General features: G+C 69.0%; 17 protein-coding genes and 1 pseudogene. 9 read left to right on the top strand and 9 right to left on the bottom strand.

Annotated elements, in window-relative coordinates:
• Window positions 1-19 precede the first annotated feature (19 nt).
• The 3 genes from purH to ACN0TP_RS01965 all read right to left on the bottom strand — a co-directional run bounded on the left by purH (window position 20) and on the right by ACN0TP_RS01965 (window position 3,891).
• The gene (purH, locus tag ACN0TP_RS01975; RefSeq protein ID WP_417215921.1) at window positions 20-1,684 is read right to left on the bottom strand and encodes a bifunctional phosphoribosylaminoimidazolecarboxamide formyltransferase/IMP cyclohydrolase; all 1,665 of its coding nucleotides are present in this window, start codon (window positions 1,682-1,684) and stop codon (window positions 20-22) included.
• 62 nt (window positions 1,685-1,746) lie between these two features.
• Window positions 1,747-2,415: a hypothetical protein gene (locus ACN0TP_RS01970; RefSeq protein ID WP_417215919.1), complete on the bottom strand. Its 669-nt coding sequence runs from the start codon at window positions 2,413-2,415 to the stop codon at window positions 1,747-1,749.
• Window positions 2,416-2,619: 204 nt separating this feature from the next.
• Window positions 2,620-3,891, bottom strand: a complete 1,272-nt coding sequence (locus ACN0TP_RS01965) for an Nramp family divalent metal transporter (RefSeq protein ID WP_417215918.1) — start codon at window positions 3,889-3,891, stop codon at window positions 2,620-2,622.
• A 202-nt stretch (window positions 3,892-4,093) separates the two neighbouring features.
• Here ACN0TP_RS01965 and ACN0TP_RS01960 point away from each other — a divergent pair, with 202 nt between their 5' ends.
• From ACN0TP_RS01960 to ACN0TP_RS01950, 3 genes are all read left to right on the top strand, one after another.
• Window positions 4,094-5,443 carry an MFS transporter gene (locus tag ACN0TP_RS01960; RefSeq protein ID WP_417215917.1) on the top strand — a complete coding sequence of 450 codons (1,350 nt, stop codon included), beginning with the start codon at window positions 4,094-4,096 and terminating at the stop codon, window positions 5,441-5,443.
• A gap of 93 nt (window positions 5,444-5,536) precedes the next feature.
• A complete protein-coding gene (locus ACN0TP_RS01955) occupies window positions 5,537-6,820 on the top strand; it encodes a S8 family serine peptidase (RefSeq protein WP_417215915.1) in 1,284 nt (427 codons plus the stop codon).
• Between the two features lie 14 nt (window positions 6,821-6,834).
• Window positions 6,835-7,053: a hypothetical protein gene (locus ACN0TP_RS01950; protein WP_417215913.1), complete on the top strand. Its 219-nt coding sequence runs from the start codon at window positions 6,835-6,837 to the stop codon at window positions 7,051-7,053.
• Window positions 7,054-7,131: 78 nt separating this feature from the next.
• Here ACN0TP_RS01950 and ACN0TP_RS01945 read toward each other — a convergent pair.
• From ACN0TP_RS01945 to purN, 5 genes and pseudogenes are all read right to left on the bottom strand, one after another.
• Window positions 7,132-8,400 (bottom strand): annotated as a pseudogene (locus tag ACN0TP_RS01945) (2-hydroxycarboxylate transporter family protein).
• 157 nt (window positions 8,401-8,557) lie between these two features.
• Window positions 8,558-9,457 (bottom strand): hydroxymethylglutaryl-CoA lyase, encoded by a 900-nt coding sequence (locus tag ACN0TP_RS01940; RefSeq protein ID WP_417215910.1) that lies wholly within the window; start codon window positions 9,455-9,457, stop codon window positions 8,558-8,560.
• Window positions 9,447-10,724 carry a CaiB/BaiF CoA transferase family protein gene (locus tag ACN0TP_RS01935; protein ID WP_417215907.1) on the bottom strand — a complete coding sequence of 426 codons (1,278 nt, stop codon included), beginning with the start codon at window positions 10,722-10,724 and terminating at the stop codon, window positions 9,447-9,449. Before ACN0TP_RS01935 ends, ACN0TP_RS01940 begins: the two co-directional genes overlap by 11 nt.
• A 207-nt stretch (window positions 10,725-10,931) precedes the next feature.
• A complete protein-coding gene (locus tag ACN0TP_RS01930) occupies window positions 10,932-11,579 on the bottom strand; it encodes an IclR family transcriptional regulator (protein ID WP_417215905.1) in 648 nt (215 codons plus the stop codon).
• Between the two features lie 9 nt (window positions 11,580-11,588).
• Window positions 11,589-12,167: a phosphoribosylglycinamide formyltransferase gene (gene purN / locus ACN0TP_RS01925; RefSeq protein ID WP_417215904.1), complete on the bottom strand. Its 579-nt coding sequence runs from the start codon at window positions 12,165-12,167 to the stop codon at window positions 11,589-11,591.
• Window positions 12,168-12,211: 44 nt separating this feature from the next.
• Between purN and ACN0TP_RS01920 the strand changes: the two genes are divergently transcribed.
• Entirely contained in the window at window positions 12,212-12,616 is a 405-nt protein-coding gene (locus ACN0TP_RS01920; protein ID WP_417215902.1) for a hypothetical protein, read from the top strand.
• Window positions 12,613-13,167, top strand: coding sequence for a DinB family protein (locus ACN0TP_RS01915; protein WP_417215899.1), 555 nt, complete (start codon window positions 12,613-12,615; stop codon window positions 13,165-13,167). The genes ACN0TP_RS01920 and ACN0TP_RS01915 overlap by 4 nt, the downstream gene beginning before the upstream one ends.
• A gap of 11 nt (window positions 13,168-13,178) precedes the next feature.
• Here ACN0TP_RS01915 and ACN0TP_RS01910 read toward each other — a convergent pair whose 3' ends face one another.
• A complete protein-coding gene (locus ACN0TP_RS01910; RefSeq protein WP_417216486.1) occupies window positions 13,179-14,426 on the bottom strand; it encodes a DUF6350 family protein in 1,248 nt (415 codons plus the stop codon).
• 280 nt (window positions 14,427-14,706) lie between these two features.
• Here ACN0TP_RS01910 and ACN0TP_RS01905 point away from each other — a divergent pair, with 280 nt between their 5' ends.
• From ACN0TP_RS01905 to ACN0TP_RS01890, 4 genes are all read left to right on the top strand, one after another.
• Window positions 14,707-15,897, top strand: coding sequence for a glycosyltransferase family 4 protein (locus ACN0TP_RS01905; RefSeq protein ID WP_417215897.1), 1,191 nt, complete (start codon window positions 14,707-14,709; stop codon window positions 15,895-15,897).
• 147 nt (window positions 15,898-16,044) lie between these two features.
• On the top strand, window positions 16,045-16,917 hold the full coding sequence (locus tag ACN0TP_RS01900; RefSeq protein ID WP_417215894.1) for a shikimate dehydrogenase: 873 nt from the start codon (window positions 16,045-16,047) through the stop codon (window positions 16,915-16,917).
• Between the two features lie 3 nt (window positions 16,918-16,920).
• Window positions 16,921-18,777, top strand: coding sequence for a bifunctional sugar phosphate isomerase/epimerase/4-hydroxyphenylpyruvate dioxygenase family protein (locus tag ACN0TP_RS01895; protein ID WP_417215891.1), 1,857 nt, complete (start codon window positions 16,921-16,923; stop codon window positions 18,775-18,777).
• Window positions 18,778-18,807: 30 nt separating this feature from the next.
• On the top strand, window positions 18,808-19,590 hold the full coding sequence (locus ACN0TP_RS01890; protein WP_417215888.1) for an IclR family transcriptional regulator domain-containing protein: 783 nt from the start codon (window positions 18,808-18,810) through the stop codon (window positions 19,588-19,590).
• The last annotated feature ends 7 nt before the right edge of the window (window positions 19,591-19,597 follow it).

The raw sequence follows: 19,597 nt of genomic DNA, 5'->3' as shown, positions 1-19,597 counted from the left end.
GCGTCCGGGACGCGGGACGTCAGTGGAAGAAGTGGCGTGCTCCGGTGAAGTACATCGTGATGCCTGCTTCCTGGGCGGCGGCGATGACTTCCTCGTCCCGGATCGAACCGCCCGGGTGGACCACGGCCTTCACCCCGGCGTCGAGGAGGATCTGCAGTCCATCGGCGAACGGGAAGAACGCGTCGGAGGAGGCCACTGCACCGCGGGCCCGCTCCTCGGAGGCCGCACCGTCGGGACCCGCCGCGCCGCCGGCGGCATCGACCTCTGATTCGACGGAGACGCCCAGCGTGTTGGCCCGCTCGACGGCCAGCTGGCAGGAATCCACGCGGTTGACCTGGCCCATGCCCACACCCACGGTGGCCCCGTTGCGCGCCAGCAGGATGGCGTTGGACTTGGCGGCCCGGATCGCCCGCCAGGCGAAGGCCAGATCGGCCAGCGTCTGTTCGTCGGCGGCTTCCCCGGCGGCCAGGGTCCAGTTGGCCGGATCGTCGCCGTCGGCGTCGATCCGGTCGGAGGCCTGCAGGAGCATGCCGCCGGAGATCTGCTTGTATTCGACGCCGTCGCGCTCATAGCCGGCCGGCAGCTGCAGCAGGCGGATGTTCTTCTTGGCCTGGAGGATCTCCAGCGCTGCGGGTTCGAAGCCGGGCGCGATGACGACCTCGGTGAAGATGGAGCGGATGGTCTCGGCCATCCCCGCAGTGACGGTGCGGTTCGCGGCGATCACCCCACCGTAGGCGGAGACCGGGTCACAGGCGTGGGCCTTGCGGTGTGCGTCGGCGATCGGGTCATCGGCACCCGGCGTTGCCACGGCGACCCCGCAGGGGTTGGCGTGCTTGACCACGGCAACTGCCGGTTCGCCGAAGTCGAAGGCGGCGCGCAGGGCGGCGTCGGCGTCGGTGAAGTTGTTGTAGCTCATGGCCTTGCCGTGCAGCTGTTCGGCCTGGGCGATGCCGGCGGGGGCCGAGCCGTCGACGTAGAGGGCGGCCGCCTGGTGCGGGTTCTCCCCGTAGCGCAGGGTCTCGGAGCGTTCCAGGGCGACGCCGGCGTACGGCGGGAACTTCGCCGGGGCCTCGTCGTCCCCGAACTGGGCGGCGGTCCAGCTGGCCACTGCCGTGTCGTAGGCGGCGGTGTGGGCGAAGGCCAGCGATGCCAGGCGGCGGCGGGTCTTCAGATCGAAGCCGCCGGACTGGGCGGCCGCGACGACGTCCCCGTACCTGGCCGGATCCACGACGACGGCGACGGAGGGGTGGTTCTTCGCTGCAGCACGGACCATGGAGGGTCCACCGATGTCGATCTGTTCGACGACGGCGTCCTGCCCGGCCCCGGACTTCACGGTGTCCACGAAGGGATACAGGTTCACCACCACGAGGTCGAAGGGTTCGATGCCCAGGTCGGTGAGCTGCTGGACGTGCTCGGGCAGGCGGCGGTCGGCCAGGATCCCGGCGTGCACTCGTGGGTGCAGGGTCTTCACGCGGCCGTCCAGGCATTCCTGGAACCCGGTGACCTCGGAAACCTCGGTGACCGGGACGCCGGCCGCCGCGATCTTCGCTGCTGTGGAGCCGGTGGAGACGATGGAGACGCCGGCAGCCTGCAGGCCGCGAGCCAGGTCCTCCAGACCGGTCTTGTCGTAGACGGAGATGAGTGCGCGGCGGAGGGGGACACGGTCAAGGACGGTTTGGCTCACAAGGAACTCCCTGGAATCTCGGGGTGGGGTCGCCCCCAACTCTACCGGCCCCGGGGTGGCGTTCAGGAGACGAGGTCGGGGAAATGACGCGAGAGCTGTTCCGGCGTCAGGCACCGCCGCAGGAGGGCGTCGGCGTGGTCGTCGTCGGAGACATACACGACGATGTCCACGTTGGGGCCCTGTGCCAGTTCCCCGCGCAGGCTGGCGGTCACCGAGAGCAGCACCTCGTAGAAGCGGCGGATCGTCGGTTCCCAGCCGGCGGATTCGGCCACCCGGGTCAGGGCATCGCTCCAGAGTTCGGCGGCCGACTCATCGAAGAGCTCCATCGAGCACCAGTGCCAGTCCGGTGGATTCCAGCGGGCCGAATAGTAGCTGGAGTCCGCCTCGGTGGCTTCGCCTTCCTGTTCCAGGCGGGTCAGTTCCCCATCGATGTCGAAACCGTCATCCTCGTCATCGTCGACGGCGGCTTCATCATCGTCGGAGTCGTCGTCGGGGGTTGCAGCGTCCGCATCGGTGCCCAGGTTCAGTGGATCGGGTCCCTCGCCGTCCTCTTCGACTTCCTCGGGTTCATCGTCGATCAGGTCGGCTTCCTCCACCGGGCCCCGGTCACGGGTCAACGCCTGTTCGGAGTTCAGGGCCAACACGGGCAGTTCGACCCGTCCGCTTGGTTCGGTGGAAACCCCGTCGAGCGCGACCGCGTAGAACACGTGGTCGGGGTGATGCTCGATCACGTCCCGAGCCTGTCGCAATGCCGATCGCCGGATTGCCTCTTCCAAAGCCGTCCAATCCACTCCCATGACCAGAGCCTACCCCCGTCGGCGTTCCCTGATAAGGGCCGTTCCCCGGCGTGGTGCCAGCAATGACGGCGGGCGCCGGACGGCCCCCGGAAGGGATCCGTCCGACGCCCGCCAATGAAGCGAAGGCGTGCCGGCCGCTTACACGTACTTCAGGATCGTGGTCACCAGCTGGTAGATGCCGAGCCAGATGAACAGCACCGCGGTGATGACCAATGCGGTGTTCGTGTGCCAGCGGTTGCGCCATTCCTTGGGCACCCGGTGGGTGTTCAGCAGCGGCAGCAAGGTGATCGCCAGGAACGGCATGAACAGCGATCCCAGCACGCCATAGGCCAGCACCAGGCCGATCGGCTTGCCGAGCAACAGCAGCAGCATCGGTGGGAACGTCAGCCACAGGATGTAGAAGCGGAAGTACTTTCCGTGCGCCTGCGAGTCCTTGTGCTCGGACCCCTTGCCGCGCGTGTTGCCCCAGAAGTCGGCGAACATCAGCGACACTCCATGCCAGACACCCAGGACGGAGGAGAACGCCGCGGCAAAGAAGCCCACCAGGAACGCCTTGCCGATGAACGTGCCGTACTTCTCGTTCAGGACCTCTGACAGGTCGATCAGGCCCTTGTCGCCCGCGTCGATCGTGACGCCAGCGGCGGCCACGACCTCGGTGCCCACGACCATCATGGAGATGACGAAGATGCCGGTCATGACGTAGGCCATGGTGTTGTCGATGCGCATCACGCGCATCCAGCCGGGCTTGACCCAGCCTTTCTCCCGCAGCCAGTAGCCGTAGGCGGCCAGGGTGATCGTGCCGCCGACGCCGCCGGCCAGGGCCAGGGTGTAGAGGACGGAGCCGGTCGGCAGGCGCGGGATCAGCCCGGCGAGCATGGCGGGCACGTCGGGGACGGCGATGATGGCCAGGCCGACGATGGTGATGAACATCAGGCCCACCAGCACCGCTGTGATCTTCTCGAACACCGAATACCGGTTGAACCAGACCAGCAGGCAGCCGGCCAGCCCGGTGCCGATGGCGAAGACGTTTTGCGGGACGCCGGGAAACAGTGCGGCCAGCGGCAGGGCGGTGGAGGCCATGGCCGAGGCGCCGTAGATGAAGCCCCAGATGATGATGTAGGGCCCGAAGTACCAGACGGGCCAGCGGCCCAGCGTGCGCCAGCCCTCGAAGATCGTCTTGCCGGTGGCCAACGAGTAGCGTCCGGCACCCTCGACGAGCACGATCTTCAGGATGACGCCGATGACCAGCGCCCAGAGCAGGCCGTAGCCGAATTTGGAGCCGGCGACCAGGGTGGAGACCATGTCGGCAGCGCCGACGCCGGTGGCCGCCACGACCAGTCCGGGACCAATGATCTTCCATTTCTTGGGGGGCTCGAGCTCGATGCCCCGTTCGGTGGTTTCCTCTGACATGGTGGTGGGTCCCTTCAGGCGTGCTGCAGTGCGCGCCGGGTGTGTGGTGATCGCCACCAAGTGTAGTGCCCCCGCTCTCCCCGACCCAGATCATGTCGTCGGCCGGGCGCGGGGTCCAGCGGCTACCCTTGAGCGGGGCGGATCGACTCCTGCGCCGCGCCCATCCTTCACCTGCTTCCGGATCCAAGGGGACCACCACGTCATGAACGAATACCGCACCCTTCCCTCAGGTGACGCGATCGTCCAGGATCTGCCGTGGAAGTGGGGCGTCCAGGGCAGGATCTTCATCATCGGCGGGCTGGGGTTCATGTTCGACGCCTGGGACGTCACGCTCAACGGCGCCCTGATCCCGCTGGTCATGCAGGAATGGGGATTGGAGCGCACGACGGCGGCGTGGCTGGGCACCGCGAACCTGATCGGCATGGCGCTGGGCGCCTTCCTGTGGGGCACCATCGCCGACCGGATCGGCCGGCGTCGGGCCTTCACCTGGACCCTGCTGATCTTCTCGATCTTCACCGTGCTCGGTGCCGTATCGCCGAATTTCATCTTCTTCGCCGCCTGCCGTTTCCTGGCCGGCGTCGGCCTGGGCGGCTGCATCCCGGTGGACTATGCGCTGGTCGGTGAGTTCACCCCGGCCAAGCAGCGCGGCAGGGTCCTGACGGCCATGGACGGCTGGTGGCCGATCGGCGCGGCAGCTGCGTTCTTCATCTCGGCACTCATCCAGGCGGAAACGGGCAACTGGAGGCTGATCCTGCTGGTCATGGTGCTGCCCGCCCTCCTGGTCTTCTGGATCCGCCGTTCGGTCCCCGAGTCCCCGCTCTTCCTGGTCCGGGCCGGCCGAAGGCGGGAGGCCTCCGCAGTCATCGATGACCTGGTCCGCCGCACCGGAGCCGTCGCCGCCCCCTACACGTTGCCCGATGCCTCCCTCGTCCCCACCTTGTCCGCCGGTTCGTGGTGGGATCAGCTCCGCCGTGTCTGGGCGTTCAACTGGAAGATCACGGCTGTGAGCTGGAGCCTGTTCCTGACGGTGCTGCTCGTCTACTACCTGGCGCTGACCTGGATGCCCTCCATCCTGCTCGACGCCGGCATGGCCGAGTCTGCCGCCTTGTTCAGCACTGCCGGCATGGCGGCAGTGGGGTTGGCCGGCGTGGCGGTGGCCGCACTGCTGGTGGAGAAGGTGGGGCGCAAATGGCTGCTGGGGGTGACCGGCCCGCTGGCCGCCATCATCCTGGTGCTGGTGGCCCTGTCGCTGTCCCAACCGCGGCTCGCGGTGGCCTGGCTGCTGGTCTTCGGGTTCGTCATCCAGATCGCGATCCCGGTCCTCTACACCTACGTCTCGGAGCTGTACCCGACCCAGCTGCGCGGATCCGGCTTCGGGTGGGCCTCGACCTTCAGCCGCCTCGGTGCTGGATTCGGCCCCCTGATCTTCGCCTGGCTGTGGCCGGTGTTCGGGCTGGCGAACTCCTTCCTGGCCGCCGGGGCACTGGTGGTGGCGGCCGTGGTGTGGATGGCCCTGCGGGCACCTGAAACGCGCGGCGCGGCCCTGCGTTAGCGGGGCGGCACCTGCCATTCCCCCGGCCGGACCACGGAGCTACACTGGCCCTATCGGGGGCCTTTCCCCGGTGACGAGGGTGGAGGCAGCGCCATGTTGGATCCAGATTTCACCGGCCCTTCCGGTCAGCGCACCGGCCGCTACATCGTGGTCTTCGACGATGATGAACCGGATCCGTTGGGCGTGCTGGCCAGTGGTGGCCTGACCCGGATCGCCAGCACCCGGGACCTGGGGGCGCTGGATACCGCGCAGGCCCGCGCCGACGCCATGGGCGGCACCGCCGGGACCTTCTTCGCCGAGTTGAACATGGCGGTGGTCGACGCCGCCGATGACGAACTGGCCGGGCTGCGCACCCGCGCCATCGGCGGGGCACCGCGCCTGCGGATGTATCCCGAACTCATCCACCACGTCCTGTCCCCCGCCACCGGCCGGCACCGCTCGGCGGACGACGACGACGGCCAGACAGCGTTTGCCGACACCGACGCCTTCACCTGGGGGCTGCTCGCCACCCACGCTGCGCAGTCCCCCTATTCGGGACACGGCATCAAGGTCGCCGTCCTGGACACCGGCTTCGACGAAACCCATCCGGATTTCGCCGGGCGCACGGTGGTCACCCAGTCCTTCGTCGACGGCGAAGGACCCCACGACGGGCACGGACACGGCACCCACTGCATCGGGACCTCCTGCGGACCCCGCACCCTCGCCGACGGACGCGGCTACGGGATCGCCTTCGAGGCCGACATCTACGCGGGCAAGGTGCTCAGCAATGAGGGTTCCGGATCCGACGCCGGCATCCTGGCCGGCATCGATTGGGCCATTTCCCAGGGCTGCGCCGTGATCTCGATGTCCTTGGGCGCCGACGTCAACGAGATCCACCCGCCCTACGTGGCAGCCGGCAAGCGGGCCCTCGCGCAGGGCACGCTCATCGTCGCCGCAGCGGGCAACAACGCACAACGCTCTGCTGGGAATCCCGGCTTCGTCGGCACCCCGGCCAACAGCCCCTACATCCTGGCCGTTGCCGCCGTGGACGATGCCCTCGCCGTCGCCGACTTCTCGGCACGGTCCTCCACCCTGCAAGGAGGGCAGGTCGACGTGGCCGGTCCCGGGGTGAACGTGTACTCCTCGTGGCCGATGCCCCAGCGGTACAACACGATCAGCGGCACCAGCATGGCCACGCCCCACGCCGCGGGGGTCAGTGCACTGCTGGCGGAATCCACCGGTCTGCGCGGCCGCGAGCTCTGGGCCGAACTGGTCCAGGTCGCCGAACGGCTGGAGGCCCCGTCAGTGGATGTGGGCTCCGGCCTGGTGACCGCACCGCAGGCGGCTCCGCCGGATCCGCAACCCGCTGACCCGGGCGACGGCGACGAGACGCCGTGAGCCCGCGGGTGACCGTGACACTCACCGATGCGCAGGCCGCCCGGGTCACGGAGGCGGCGGACCGGTTGAGTGCCGCCGGCCTGGAGGTCGAACAGGTCCTGGACTCGCTGGGCATGGTCACCGGGACCGTGGCGGAGGACCGCCGGGCCGGACTGGAGGCCCTCGACGGGGTCGCCTCGGTCAGCGTCGAACGGACCATCCAGTTGCCGGACCCCGGATCCGACCTCCAATAACCGTGCGGCGCGTGGTCCCGCCACCGGGGAAGGTGGCGGGCCCACGCGCCGGGCGCCGATCCGTGGGGTGGCGCCGGCTCAGGCGAGGAAGGCCGAAGCGAGCACCGAGGTCAGGAACAGGACCAGCGCCCCGCCGATCCTGTTGGTCAGCGCGGCAAAAGGCATCAGGTGCATGCGGTCCGAGGCACTGAGCACCGAGACGTCGCCGCTGCCCCCGGTATCGGCCATCACCAGTCCCGGGGTGAGCGATGCCTCCACGAAGTAGAACTTGCACAACTAGCCGATCACCCCCGAACTCAACGCAGCGACCACCACCGTGGCAATGGTCAACCCGACGAAGGCCGGATTGGACAACGAGGCCAGGACCTCGTCGATCTTGATGTAGGAGATGCTCACGCCCACCAGCAGCGCGGGGACGAAGTAGGTCATCAGCATGTCGCCCCATTCGGCGGACGCCGTTTCCAGCTCCTCGGGGAAGAGCTTGAAGATCTTGACCAATGCCGCCGCGATGATCGTCCAGGCATATGGATGCAGGATCGGCATGACGGCGTTCAGCATCGTGCCCAGCACGAACAGGCAACCGGCGATCATCAGGCCCTTGCCCAGCGAGAGGAACGAGGCGGCCGAGCGCTTGTCCGGCACCGCCAGGTCCGTGGCGCGCCGGTCGACACGCAGCAGCTGCCCGTGGCCGTTGAAGCCGGCGAAGACCTTGTAGTTCTTCTTGGTCAGGAAGTTGTAGAAGCCGGCGATGAGGATGCAGATGATGTTGGCGAACACGACGGCTGACATCAGGTCCCCCATGAACTGCTCGGAGGTGCCTCCGGTCTTCGTTGCGTACATCTCCGACATCGGCACCGCCCCCAGCCCCAGTCCGCCGGCCATGATGGGGGCCGCGATGAAGAGGATGGCGTTCAGGAACCCAAATCCCGTGGCTCCGCCGATGGCGCCGATGACCAGGAAGGTGACCAGCAGGGCGCCGACCAGCGGCACGGCAAAGCGGGGTCCTGCCTTGAGCAGCAGCGTCCGCGGCATGCCCAGGATGGTTCCGGCGATGACCGCAATGACGAAGAAGTCCAGGAATCCGGCACCGGTGACGAACGTGGTGACCACGTCGATGGCGTTTTGCGGGAGGATGCCGAAAAAGATCAGCGTCGCCGGCATGAAAGTGCACAGGATGGTCGGCAGCCCGAAGTCGCGCAGGCCCGGGACCAGGTTGCCGATCCAGATGAACACGCCTCCGAAGACCAGGGTGACGGCGAAGCCGACGATCATGGTGTCCGGTAGCGTCCCGGTGATCGCGGCCAGCAGGACCGTGGCCAGGAGGGCGGCGAAGTAGAGGATGGGCATGTCGGCCAGCCGCTTGAAGTTGTAGCGCAGCCTGACCCGGGGCCCGCCGGAGGCCGGGGCTTCCAGGAGCGCCTGGTGGCCCGACCCGGTTGGTGGTTGCTGTTCGGAGGGGGTGGGGCGTACTGAAGTGGTGGACATCGTTGTCTCCTGCTCTTTCCTAGGCATGGTTTCGTTGGGCTTGGCGCATGCTGTGCGCCGATTCGATGGGTGGTGCTGCCGCGACGGCGGACCGGGCCAGCGCGGTGGCGATGGCGAGTTTGGCCTCGTCGATTCCGCTCTGGTGGCCGGAGGCGTGCAGGTGGGCCACGAGTTCCCCGGTGGCCAGGTTCCCCGCAGCGCCGGGGGCGAACGGGCACCCGCCGAATCCTCCGGCGGCCGCGTCGAAGCGGGTGATGCCCGCGGCGATGGCGGCATCAACGGTCTGAAGCGCCTGGCCGTTCGCGTTGTGCAGGTGCAGGCTGTACTCCAGCGCCGGTTCCGCGGAACGGACCACCTCCAGGGAGGACATGAGCTGGACCGTCGGGGTGGTCCCCAGGGTGTCGGCCAGGCCAATGCCCCGCACACCCATGGCCGCGAACCGCTGCACCACCCGCAGCAGGTGGTGCGGGTCGACGTCACCGGTGAAGGGGCAGATGAAGGCCGTGGAGACCCCGGCGATGAAGTCCACCTCCGGGTGTCGGGCGACCTCCGCGGCCAGGTCGTCCAGTGCCTCGAACGTGGATTTGCTGGCATTGGCTGCGCTGTGCGCGGGGCTGGCGGATGCGACGATCTGGATCCGGGTGGCCCCGGCCTCGACGGCGCGGGAGATGCCACGCGCGTTCAGGGCCAGCACGGCCAACCGGGCACCGCCGTCGTCCCCGGCCAGGCCGGCGAGGACCTCTGCGGCATCGGCCATCTGGGGCACCCGGGCCGGGTTGACGAAGGATCCGGTCTCCAGGGTGCCGATCCCCGCGGCGAGCAGGGCGCCGCCGATCTCCACTTTTGCGGCGGTGGGCACGATGACTGGTTCGTCCTGGAGTCCGTCGCGCAGGAACACGTCGGTGATCTCAATGCGCATGGGTGCTCCCCGCGTGGACCGCGTCGAGCTCGGCCTCGGTGAAGCCGGCGACCTCGCGCAGGACCTCGTCGGTGTGGGCGCCGAGGTCAGGACCGATCCACTGGGTTCTGCCCTGGGCGCCGGGGATCTTCGGGACGATGCCAGGGAAGCGCACCAGGCGGGGTTCGGCGTCGACGACGACCTCATGGGTTTGGATCATGTCGCGGGCGATGTAGTGCTGGTCCTCGGCGATGGAGGGGGCGTCGTAGACCGGGCCCGCGGGGACGCCGGCCGCGTCGAGGAGCTCCTGTGCCTGCGCCAGGGTGTGTCCGGCGGTCCAATCGCCGATGAGGCCGTTGAGTTCGGCCTCGCGTGCCTCGCGTCCCTCGGCCTCGCGCAGGCTGGGGTCGGTTGCCAGGTCGGGGCGTCCGATGGCCTGCATGAGCCGGGTGAACACGGAGGCCGAGTTGCCGCCGATGACGATCTCCAGCCCGTCCGAGCACGCGTAGGCCCCCATCGGGACGACCCCGGGCAGCGTGCCGCCGCTGCGGCGGCGGACCATCCCGTAGGCGTCGTAGTCCGGGACGAGGGATTCGAGCAGGCTGAAGATGCCCTCGTAGAGCGCCACGTCCACGACCCGGGATCCGGTGTCGCGGCCGCGCGAGCGTTGGAGCATGAGCATCAGGGCGCCGATGACCCCGTACAGTCCGGCCACCGTGTCTCCCAGGCTGGCCGCGGCGCGGGAGGCCGGCAGGTCGGGTTCGCCGGTGAGGAACCGCAGTCCGCCGAAGGATTCGGCGGCGCTGCCGAACCCTGCCCGGTCGTGGTAGGGCCCGGTTTGGCCGTAGCCGGAGATGCGCACCATGACGGCGTCGGGGGCGATGGCGGCGATGACCTCGGGTCCGAGCCCCCACTTCTCCAGGGTGCCCGGGCGGAAGTTTTCGATGACGACGTCGCAGCTGGCCACCAGGCGTTTGACCGCCTCGCGTCCGGCGTCGGTCCGCAGGTCCAGCACCACCGATTTCTTGTTGCGTCCCAGGGTGCGGAAGAGCATCGAGGTCTCCCCCACCGGCTTGCGCCAATTGCGCAGCTCGTCACCGCCGTCGGGCTTCTCGACCTTGATGACCTCGGCGCCGAAGTCGCCAAAGATCCGTGCAGCGAACGGGGCGGCGATGAAACTGCCCAGTTCCAGGACGCGGATGCCCTCCAACGGCAGGACATCCTCCGACTGCCCGGTGGACAACCGGATGTCCACGTTCGGCGCGTCCGGGGTGGTTTCGTGTGGCATGCTGACCTCCATGATTTCCCACTAGATGGGAAGAGCTTCCTGTTTTGTGCATGGACAGTAACAGGTGATGCGCAACACAACAAGGGATCGGCACGGGAAAAGGGCCCAGATGACAGATGGTCCGTGCGGGCATGGGGGCCGGCGGGCACGCCCTGCCGGATCAGCAGGCGGCGGGCTGCGCGGGAAAAGGCTGGCGGAGCGGCCCGGTCAGCGGGCTTCGAGTTCGGCGGTGATGGCCGCGGCCGCGTCCACGACCACCGCACCATAATCGCGTCCCGGGGACTGGTTGACGCGGGCCAGGGGCATGGCCAGGCAGAGGACGGTGATCAGGCGGGAGTCGATGACGATCGGGACGCTGACCGACCCCAGCCCGGGGGTCCGCCGTCCCGAGGATTCCAGCCACCCGTCCCGGGCACACGATTCCAGGGCCTCGGGTTCGTTGGCCAAGAGCCGGCCCGCGGACCCGGCCGGAAGCTGAAGCCGTGCCCCCTCGGGCAACGTGGCGCGCAATTCGTGGCGGCTGTCCACGCTGAGCCGGCAGATCCTTTCACTCCCGCGGCGGACCCACAGCTGGGCCGATTCCCCGGTGGCATCGCGCAGCCGGACCAGATGAGGCAGGGCGATGTTGTCCAGGGCCGAGCGCAGGAACCGGTGCCCAAGCGCGAACTTCCCGTCGTCGTGCCGGCGCAGGAACCCGTGGGCCACCATGGAGACCGCCAGCCGGTGCACCGTGGACACCGACATGGCGGTGGAGCGGGCCAGGTCGCTGGCGGTGCAGGGCCCGGCATCGAGGGCATCGAGGATGGCGCTGATGCGCTCGAGCATGCGGTTCGATGCGGGATCCGGTGCTGTCATGCCACCAGACTACCGACGGACCGGCCGCCCCGCGGCTAGGGAGGCCAGGGTCTCGATGAGCAGGGCACGTTCGGCGACCTTGATGCGCTCGTGCAGGGTCTCCTCGGTGTCGTCGTCGAGCACCTCGACGGCCCGTTGGGCCAGGATGGGCCCGGTGTCCACTCCGGCGTCGGCGATGTGGACGGTGCAGCCGGTGACCTTCACCCCGTAGGCCAACGCATCGCGGACGCCGTGGGCCCCGGGGAAGGCGGGCAGCAGAGCGGGGTGGGTGTTGATGTAGGTTCCGTCGAAGGCGGAGATGAACTCCTCGCCGACGATCCGCATGAAGCCCGAGGACACCACGTAGTCCGGTGCGAAGGACTGGCACTTCTGCGTGAGCGCATGATTCCACTCGGACCGCTCGGCGTACTCGCCGAAGGGCACCTCGAACGTCTGCAGGCCCGCGGCGGCCGAACGCTGCACTCCCCCGGTCCCGGGGCGGTCGGCCCCGACGGCGGCGATCTCGACGTCGAGCTCCCCGGAGGCGACGGCGTCGATGACTGCCTGGAGATTGGAACCGGTACCGGAGACGAGGACTACGATGCGCATCCTGACAGTTTAGATGCTGGTCGGGGCGCGACTAGGCTGATGTCATGCCTGCCCCCGATGAGGACGCCGTTGCGCGTCTGGCCGCCGTGACCGGATGGGTCCGTGCCGTCGTGCTGCTGGTCCTGCTGGCCTACCTGACCTCGTCCCTCGTCCTGCCCTGGAAGATCGCCTCCGTCGCGTTCGGGTGGGCCGGTGTTCTCTGCGGTGTCGTCGCGTCGGTGAAGGTGCTGCGCCGCAAGCTGCCCGGGGTCCTGCGGGTCACCGTCCCGCTGGCCACGCTCGCCTGCCTGCTGTTCACCGTCTCCACGTCGACCCAGGTGCTGTTCTACCAGCCGACCTCCGACTACGAACAGTGCATGGCCACCACCGTGACCGACAGGTCGCAGGCGCAATGCAAGCACGACTACGAACAGAAGCTCTCCACCTTGCAAGGAGTCATCGGAACATGAGCAGCGACGCATCCACCCCGGAACCCGCAAACCGCCAACCGGAGCCCGACACCAAGGACTGGACCTGGACCATCGAACGCCGGTGCCCCGAATGCGGCACCGACGTCTCGGCGATGAGCCCGCAGGATGTCGCCGCGGAACTGCGCGCCTGCCTCCCGCGCTGGGCCCAGGTCCTGCGTCGTGAAGCGGTGGCGGTGCGCCCCGCGCCCACTGTATGGAGCGCCCTGGAGTATGCGGCCCATGTGCGTGATGTCTTCAAGGTGATGCACTACCGCCTGGACTTGATGCTCATGGAAGAGGACCCTGCCTTTCCCGACTGGGACCAGGATGCCACCGCCCTGGAGGACAACTACGCGGGCCAATCCCCGCAGGTCGTCGCGACGCAGCTGGCGGCAGCCGGCCGGGGGCTGGCCGACGCCTTCGACGCCGTCCTGAACCGCGATCTGCACCGGCGCGGGCTACGTGGCAACGGCTCCGAATTCACGGTCCAGACGCTGGTCCGCTACGCCTGGCACGACGTCGCCCATCATCTGCACGACGTCGGCGCCTGAGGCCTGCCCGCTCAGTCCTCCAGGACCGGATCGCGTTCGAGGAACGGGGCCACCAGGTAGCCGATGACGACTCCCAGGCCGACCTCCCCGGTCAGCATCAGCGCCGTCGTCCACAGGTTCGGCCCCAGCTCGGTGAGCCGGCCGATGCCCAGCGACCCACTGGCCAGCCAACTGCCCAGCGTCGAGAGCAGCCCGGCCACGGCGCCAATGAACAAGCCCAGCAGCACGGTGGATAGGGCGAGTGAGGCCCAACGCACCTTGAGCCGTATGGACAGCCAGTCCTCGAAGTGGTTTTCGCCCTCGCGCAGGAACCACCATCCGGCCAGGATGCCGGCGAGCACCGGCACCAGCAGGTAGACCCACGACGGTCCCAGGTCCCCGGCAGGCAGCGCACCGAGCACCGGCACTGCGGGCAGCGGGCCCACTGCGGTTTCCAGCGGACCCAGCGTGCTGCCCACGCCCAGGGTGATGCCCCCGCCGCTGATCCAGGCCAGCGACCACAACGCCAGGTTGGGCAACACGCCGAGCTGGGCGATCGTCAGCACCGCCCCGCCGATCGGACCGGGCTGGAGCTGCTGGTAGATGTTCGAGATCTCGAGCCAGTGTATGGCCAGTGACACGGTCAGGCCCACCGCCGCGAGGCCGAAGGCCATCACGTAGCCGAGCACTCCAGCACGGATGACCGACCACACATAGGAGCCGGCCCACCGGGAATGCTGGCTGGTGGTGGCGATCCATTCGGCGAAGTCCACGCCGATCAGCCGCCCCCAGGAGCCAGCCTCGCGGCGGGCTCCGGTGATGACGCCCAGCCCTGCGGGGATCAGGGGGATCAGTGCCGCGGCACCGAGGTTCACCCCCACTTCCTCGGTCGCCACCGCGAAACCGGTGATCAGCCCGACGAGCAGGTAGGCGCCCAGGGCACCGACGATGCCCTGCCAGAGCTGGTCGGCATAGGAGGCGCGGGCGATCCGCCGCCCGGAACGCCACGCCAGGAAGAACGGGATGAGCGTGAGACCCAAGGGAATGAGCGTCATCGCCCCGGTCACCACTGCCGGGGAACCGGGGGCGACCAGGTTCAGTTCCAGGGGCACGCCATGGATGAGCAGCCAGACCTGACCGCACATCCGGAATACCGAGTCCAGGCTGCGTTCGGCGAATCCGTCGGCGAACCACACGGCGATCAGCGGAACCACGACGAGCACTGCCGAGAAGAACGCGCACTGGATGAACTCCAGCGCACCCTGGAGCCAGAGCGGCATGGGGATGCCATCGCGCCACGATTCTCGCAGGGAATCCACGGCCGCACTCCCGCGACCGCTGGCGTTCCCGGATGTCTTCCGCCGGCCGGAACCGGACTGCTGCGCTTTTTTCATCGTCTCAATCGTGCCACCTGGGGCCTTGGTTCGGCGCGAGCGACGCGACCCGGGACCGGGGCACGACGACGACCACCCCGCCGGGCGGCGACCCGCAGGACGATGTTCACCTGTGCGCCGCCGGGATTTCAACCGCCCATCATCCGCGCCGCGCAGACTCATGGGTGTGAGAGTCCTGGTGGTCGCAGAGTCCTTCCTTCCCCACGTCAACGGGGTCACCCATTCGGTGCTCCAGGTCCTGGCGCATTTGCGCCGCTCAGGACACGAGGCACTGGTGATCGCCCCCTCCGGCGGAACCCCCGAGGGGGCCCGGCCCGGGGAGACGGCCCCCGCACAGAAGATCCCACGCGACGGCGTCGAACGGGTGGAGGGCTTCGAGGTGGTTCGCCTGCCCTCGCTTCCGTTGACCGGATATGCCTCGGTCCGGGTGGCCGCGGGAACCGTGGCGCGGCTGCGCCGGCTGATGTCGGGGTTCGGCCCCGATGTGGTGCATGTGGCCAGTCCGTTCGTCCTGGGTTGGCGGGCCATCCAGGCCGCGGGCCAGCTGGGCTTGCCGCTCGTGTCGATCTACCAGACCCAGGTGCCGGCCTACGCGGGCCGCTATGGGGTGCCCTGGCTGGAGCCGGTGCTGTGGAACCACGTGCGCGCCATGCACCAGGCGTCGACTGTGACCCTGGTGCCCAGCAGCCACTCCCTGCGTGAACTGCAGGAGGCAGGGGTCCCGCGGCTGCGCATGTGGCGCCGCGGGGTCGATACCCGGCGCTTCCGCCCCTCCCTGCGCGATGGCGCACTGCGGGCCCGGCTCGCCCCGGCCGGCGAGCGCCTGGTCGGCTATGTGGGCCGGCTGGCCACCGAGAAGCAGGTCGAAGACCTGGCCGTCCTGGCCGATCTGCCGGGCATCCGGGTGGTCATCGTCGGGTCGGGCCCGCTGAAGGAGGCACTGCGCCGGAAGTTGCCGGGCGCGCATTTCACCGGGTTCCTCGACGGCGACGAGCTGGCCGTCATGATGGCCAGCCTGGACCTGTTCGTGCACCCCGGGGAATCGGAGACCTTTTGCCAGACCATCCAGGAGGCCATGGCCTCCGGCCTTCCGGCGATCGCCGTGGGCCGGGGCGGGCCATTGGACCTCATCGATTCCTCCCGCACCGGCTGGCTGTACCGGCCCGGTGACCTGTCCGGGTTGCGCGAGCGGGTGGCCGACCTGGCCCATGACGACGCCAAGCGCGGCGCCTTCGCCGAGGCGGCGCTGGCCTCGGTGCAGTCCCGGTCGTGGACGTCGGTCTGCGACGAGCTGCTGGTGCACTACGAACGGGCCATCAACGTCAAGACCCGCAGCCGTCACGCCCGGATGGCCTGACCCCCAGCCATCCGCCCCACAAGGCGTCATCCACCCAACCAAGTGTGCGCATTACGCACGACTGTACGTAATTCGTACACGGGTTTAGGATGGGACGCAGGTCACCTCCGCCGGTGGCTGTTTCCCATCCCCAGCGAGGTCACCACAGTGAGCACCCCCGAACAGTCCTATCTTGTCGGCCTCATCGGCGACGGCGTCGAGCCCTCGCTCAGCCCGCCCCTGCATGAGGCGGCCGCCGACGCACACCACCTGCGCTACCTCTACCGCCCCGTGGACCTGCTGACCCTGGGCCGCGACGCCAGTGCCGTGGGCGCGCTGTTGCGGTCCGGGCGCGACCTGGGCTTCAATGCCTTCAACATCACCCACCCCTGCAAGCAGGTGGCGATCGACGAACTCGATTCCCTCTCCGAGCATGCCCGGCGCCTGGGTGCGGTGAACACCGTGCTCATCCGCGACGGCAAGCTCCACGGGGAGAACACCGACTTCTTCGGCTTCGGCTTCGCCCTGCGCACCGGCCTGCCCGACGCCCCGCTGGGCAGCGTCGTGCAGCTCGGGGCCGGCGGCGCGGGATCGGCGGTCGCCTATGCCCTGCTCGACGCCGGGGTCGGGCACCTGGCGCTGGTGGACACCGATCCGGACCGGTGCGCCGACCGCGCCACGGCGCTAGCGGGGCACTTCCCGCAGGCCTCCGTCACCGCCCACGCCCCCGCCGAGGTCCCCGGCCTGCTGGCCGCAGCCGACGGCCTGGTCAACGCCACCCCCGTGGGCATGCACCAGCACCCGGGGCTTCCGCTGGACACCGCGGCCCTGGAACCGCGCCACTGGGTCGCCGATGTCATCTACCGCCCCGTGGACACCGAGCTCATCCGGACCGCCTCAGCCCTGGGCTGCCGCACCCTGGACGGCGGCCACATGGCAGTGGGGCAGGCGGTGGGGGCCTTCACCCTCATCACCGGCATCGAACCCGATGCGGCGGCGATGCGCGCCCACTTCCTGGACATGATCGAGCGGGGGCTCTAGGGCATGCGGACCTCCATCGCCACCGTCTGCCTCTCCGGAACGCTGGAGGAGAAGATGCTCGCCTGCGCCCGGGCGGGATTCGACGGGATCGAGATCTTCGAACAGGACCTCATGGTCAGCCCGATGTCGCCGCAGGAGATCCGGGCGCTGGCGGACCGCTTGCACCTGACGCTGGACCTCTACCAGCCCTTCCGGGACTTCGAGGGCGTCGACGAGGACACCCTGGCCGCCAACCTGCGCCGGGCCGAAGCCAAATTCGAGCTGATGAACCGGCTGGGGATCGACACGATGCTGGTGTGCAGCAACGTCGGCACCGCGACCATCGACGACGACGAGGTCGCGGCGGCCCAACTGCGCCGCCTGGGCGAGACGGCCCAGCGCTTCGGCATCAAGCTCGCCTACGAGGCCCTCGCATGGGGCCGCTACGTCAACACCTACCGCCACGCGTACCGGATCGTTGAACTGGCCGACCACCCGATGGTGGGCACCTGCCTGGACTCCTTCCACATCCTCTCCCGCGGCGACGATCCGGCGGCGATCGCCGACCTGGATCCCGCACGGATCTTCTTCGTCCAGCTCGCCGACGCCCCCGTCCTGGCGCTGGACATCCTCTCCTGGAGCCGTCACTACCGGGTCTTCCCCGGACAGGGCGGTTTCGATCTGGTCGGCTTCATGACCCACCTGGTGCACAGCGGGTACGACGGCCCCGTCTCGCTGGAGATCTTCAACGACACCTTCCGCCAGTCCAACGTCCAGCGCACCGCGGTCGATGCGCTGCGCTCGCTGCTCTGGCTGCAGGACCGCACCGCCGAACGGCTCGGCGACACGGCCGGCCGCTACCCGATGAAGCTGGCCTCGCTGCCTCCGGCCGGCGCGCCGTCGGGCATGGACTTCGCCGAGATCCTGACCGAGGACTGCGAATCAGTAGCCGCCCTGCTGGCCCAGCTGGGCTTCACCTTCGTCGGCCAGCACCGGCGCAAGCCGGTCCAGCTGTGGACCCAGGGAGGGGCCCGCATCATCATCAACGGGCAACGGGCCACCGGCACCCCCGCCTCCATCTCGGCCCTGGGCTTCCAGGTCGCATCCCCCGCCACGAGCGTCGAACGGTCCCGTCGCCTGCGGGCCGCACCGGTCCCCCGGCACAGCACCGCCGACGAGGCGGTCCTGCGCGGGGTCATCGCCCCCGACGGCACCGAGGTGTTCTTCGCCGATGCCACCGCCGATCCGGCCTGGGCAGCGGAATTCGGTGACGGTGCCGGCGCCGGCCGGGAACCGGCGTCGTGCCTGGTCACCGGGATCGACCACGTGAACCTGGCCCAGCCGTGGCAGGCCTTCGACGAGGCAGTGCTGTTCTACGAGTCGGCACTGCGGCTGTCCACCTCGCCGGCGACCGAGGTCCCCAGCCCACTGGGCCTAGTGCGCAGCCAGGTGATGCGCACCGACGACGGCGCGGTGCGCCTGGCATTGAACCTGGTCCCGCAGGTGCTCGATGCCAACGGGCACGGGGATGCGCGGCACCCGTATGCCGAGCACGTCGCCTTCACCAGCAACGACATCGTGACCCTGGCACGCCAGGCGTTGGAAGCCGGCATGGAGTTCCTGCCCATCCCGGAGAACTACTACGAGGACCTGGCCGCCCGCTTCGGGCTCGACGAGGACCTGTTGGGGACGCTGCGCTCGCTGCAGCTGCTCTATGACCGCGATGGGAACGGGGCGTTCCTGCACTTCTACACCCGGACCGTGGGCCGGCTGTTCCTGGAGGTCGTGCAACGCCTCGATGGGTACGATGGCTATGGTGCCCCCAATGCGCCGGTCCGCCTCGCCTCCCAGTTCGAGCACAACCGGCTGCGGGCGCGCTGACCCACTCCGACGACGAACGAGGATCCACCGATGGCAGACACCGAAGACGGAGTCCCCGACTACTTCGTCAAGTCCGCCGACAAGGTGCTGCAGATCCTGTTGGCCTTCACCTCGGCGCACCCGACGCTGACCGTGTCCCAGGCCGCGGCGGCAACGTCGATGTCCCGGGCCGCGGCCCGCAGGTTCCTGCTCACGCTGACCGATCTGGGCTACCTGGCCACCGACGGCACCACGTTCACCCAGACCCCGCGCGTGCTGGATCTGGGCGCCAGCTACCTGTCATCGTTGAGCCTGCCAGACATTGCCCGGCCGCACCTGACCGAGCTGGCACACCGGCTGGACGAGACGGCGACCCTGTCCACCCTGGATGGCCAGGACGTCATCTACATCGCCCGGGTCGCCGCCCCGCGCCTGCACAGCGTGACGGTGAACCTGGGCAACCGGCTGCCGGCCTGGGGCACCTCCATGGGCCGGGTGCTGGTCGCTGCACTGCCCACTGCCACCCGGGAGCGCTTCTTCGCCGGTGCCGAACTGGTCGGCTACACCTCCAACACCATCACCAACCTGGAGCGGCTGCGCGAGGAGATCGACACGGTGGGCCGGCGCGGCTGGTCGCTCGTCTCGCAGGAGCTCGACGTGGGGCTGCGGGGACTGGCCGTTCCGGTGCGTCGCGGAGACGACGTCATCGCGGCACTGAACGTCTCCATCCAATCGGGCCGCCAGGACACCCCCGACGTGGAGGCCGACCTGGTGCCCGTGCTGCAGGAGGCCGCAGCACGCATTGCCGAGGACTTCGGCGGCCGCAGCGTCTAGCTTTCCG

It is taken from the genome of Arthrobacter sp., assembly GCF_048266065.1.
In the GTDB taxonomy this organism is placed as follows: Bacteria; Actinomycetota; Actinomycetes; order Actinomycetales; family Micrococcaceae; genus Arthrobacter_H.
The sequence above is the reverse complement of the archived record's forward strand: the minus strand, read 5'-3'. Positions and strand labels throughout refer to the sequence as shown.

Excerpts from the sequence above, each read along its gene's own strand:
- ACN0TP_RS01965 (WP_417215918.1), bottom strand. The coding sequence starts at position 3,891 with ATGTCAGAGGAAACCACCGAACGGGGCATCGAGCTCGAGCCCCCCAAG.
- ACN0TP_RS01960 (WP_417215917.1), top strand. The coding sequence starts at position 4,094 with ATGAACGAATACCGCACCCTTCCCTCAGGTGACGCGATCGTCCAGGAT.
- ACN0TP_RS01955 (WP_417215915.1), top strand. The coding sequence starts at position 5,537 with ATGTTGGATCCAGATTTCACCGGCCCTTCCGGTCAGCGCACCGGCCGC.
- ACN0TP_RS01940 (WP_417215910.1), bottom strand. The coding sequence starts at position 9,457 with ATGCGCATTGAGATCACCGACGTGTTCCTGCGCGACGGACTCCAGGAC.
- ACN0TP_RS01935 (WP_417215907.1), bottom strand. The coding sequence starts at position 10,724 with ATGCCACACGAAACCACCCCGGACGCGCCGAACGTGGACATCCGGTTG.
- ACN0TP_RS01930 (WP_417215905.1), bottom strand. The coding sequence starts at position 11,579 with ATGACAGCACCGGATCCCGCATCGAACCGCATGCTCGAGCGCATCAGC.
- purN (WP_417215904.1), bottom strand. The coding sequence starts at position 12,167 with ATGCGCATCGTAGTCCTCGTCTCCGGTACCGGTTCCAATCTCCAGGCA.
- ACN0TP_RS01920 (WP_417215902.1), top strand. The coding sequence starts at position 12,212 with ATGCCTGCCCCCGATGAGGACGCCGTTGCGCGTCTGGCCGCCGTGACC.
- ACN0TP_RS01915 (WP_417215899.1), top strand. The coding sequence starts at position 12,613 with ATGAGCAGCGACGCATCCACCCCGGAACCCGCAAACCGCCAACCGGAG.
- ACN0TP_RS01910 (WP_417216486.1), bottom strand. The coding sequence starts at position 14,426 with ATGCCGCTCTGGCTCCAGGGTGCGCTGGAGTTCATCCAGTGCGCGTTC.
- ACN0TP_RS01895 (WP_417215891.1), top strand. The coding sequence starts at position 16,921 with ATGCGGACCTCCATCGCCACCGTCTGCCTCTCCGGAACGCTGGAGGAG.
- ACN0TP_RS01890 (WP_417215888.1), top strand. The coding sequence starts at position 18,808 with ATGGCAGACACCGAAGACGGAGTCCCCGACTACTTCGTCAAGTCCGCC.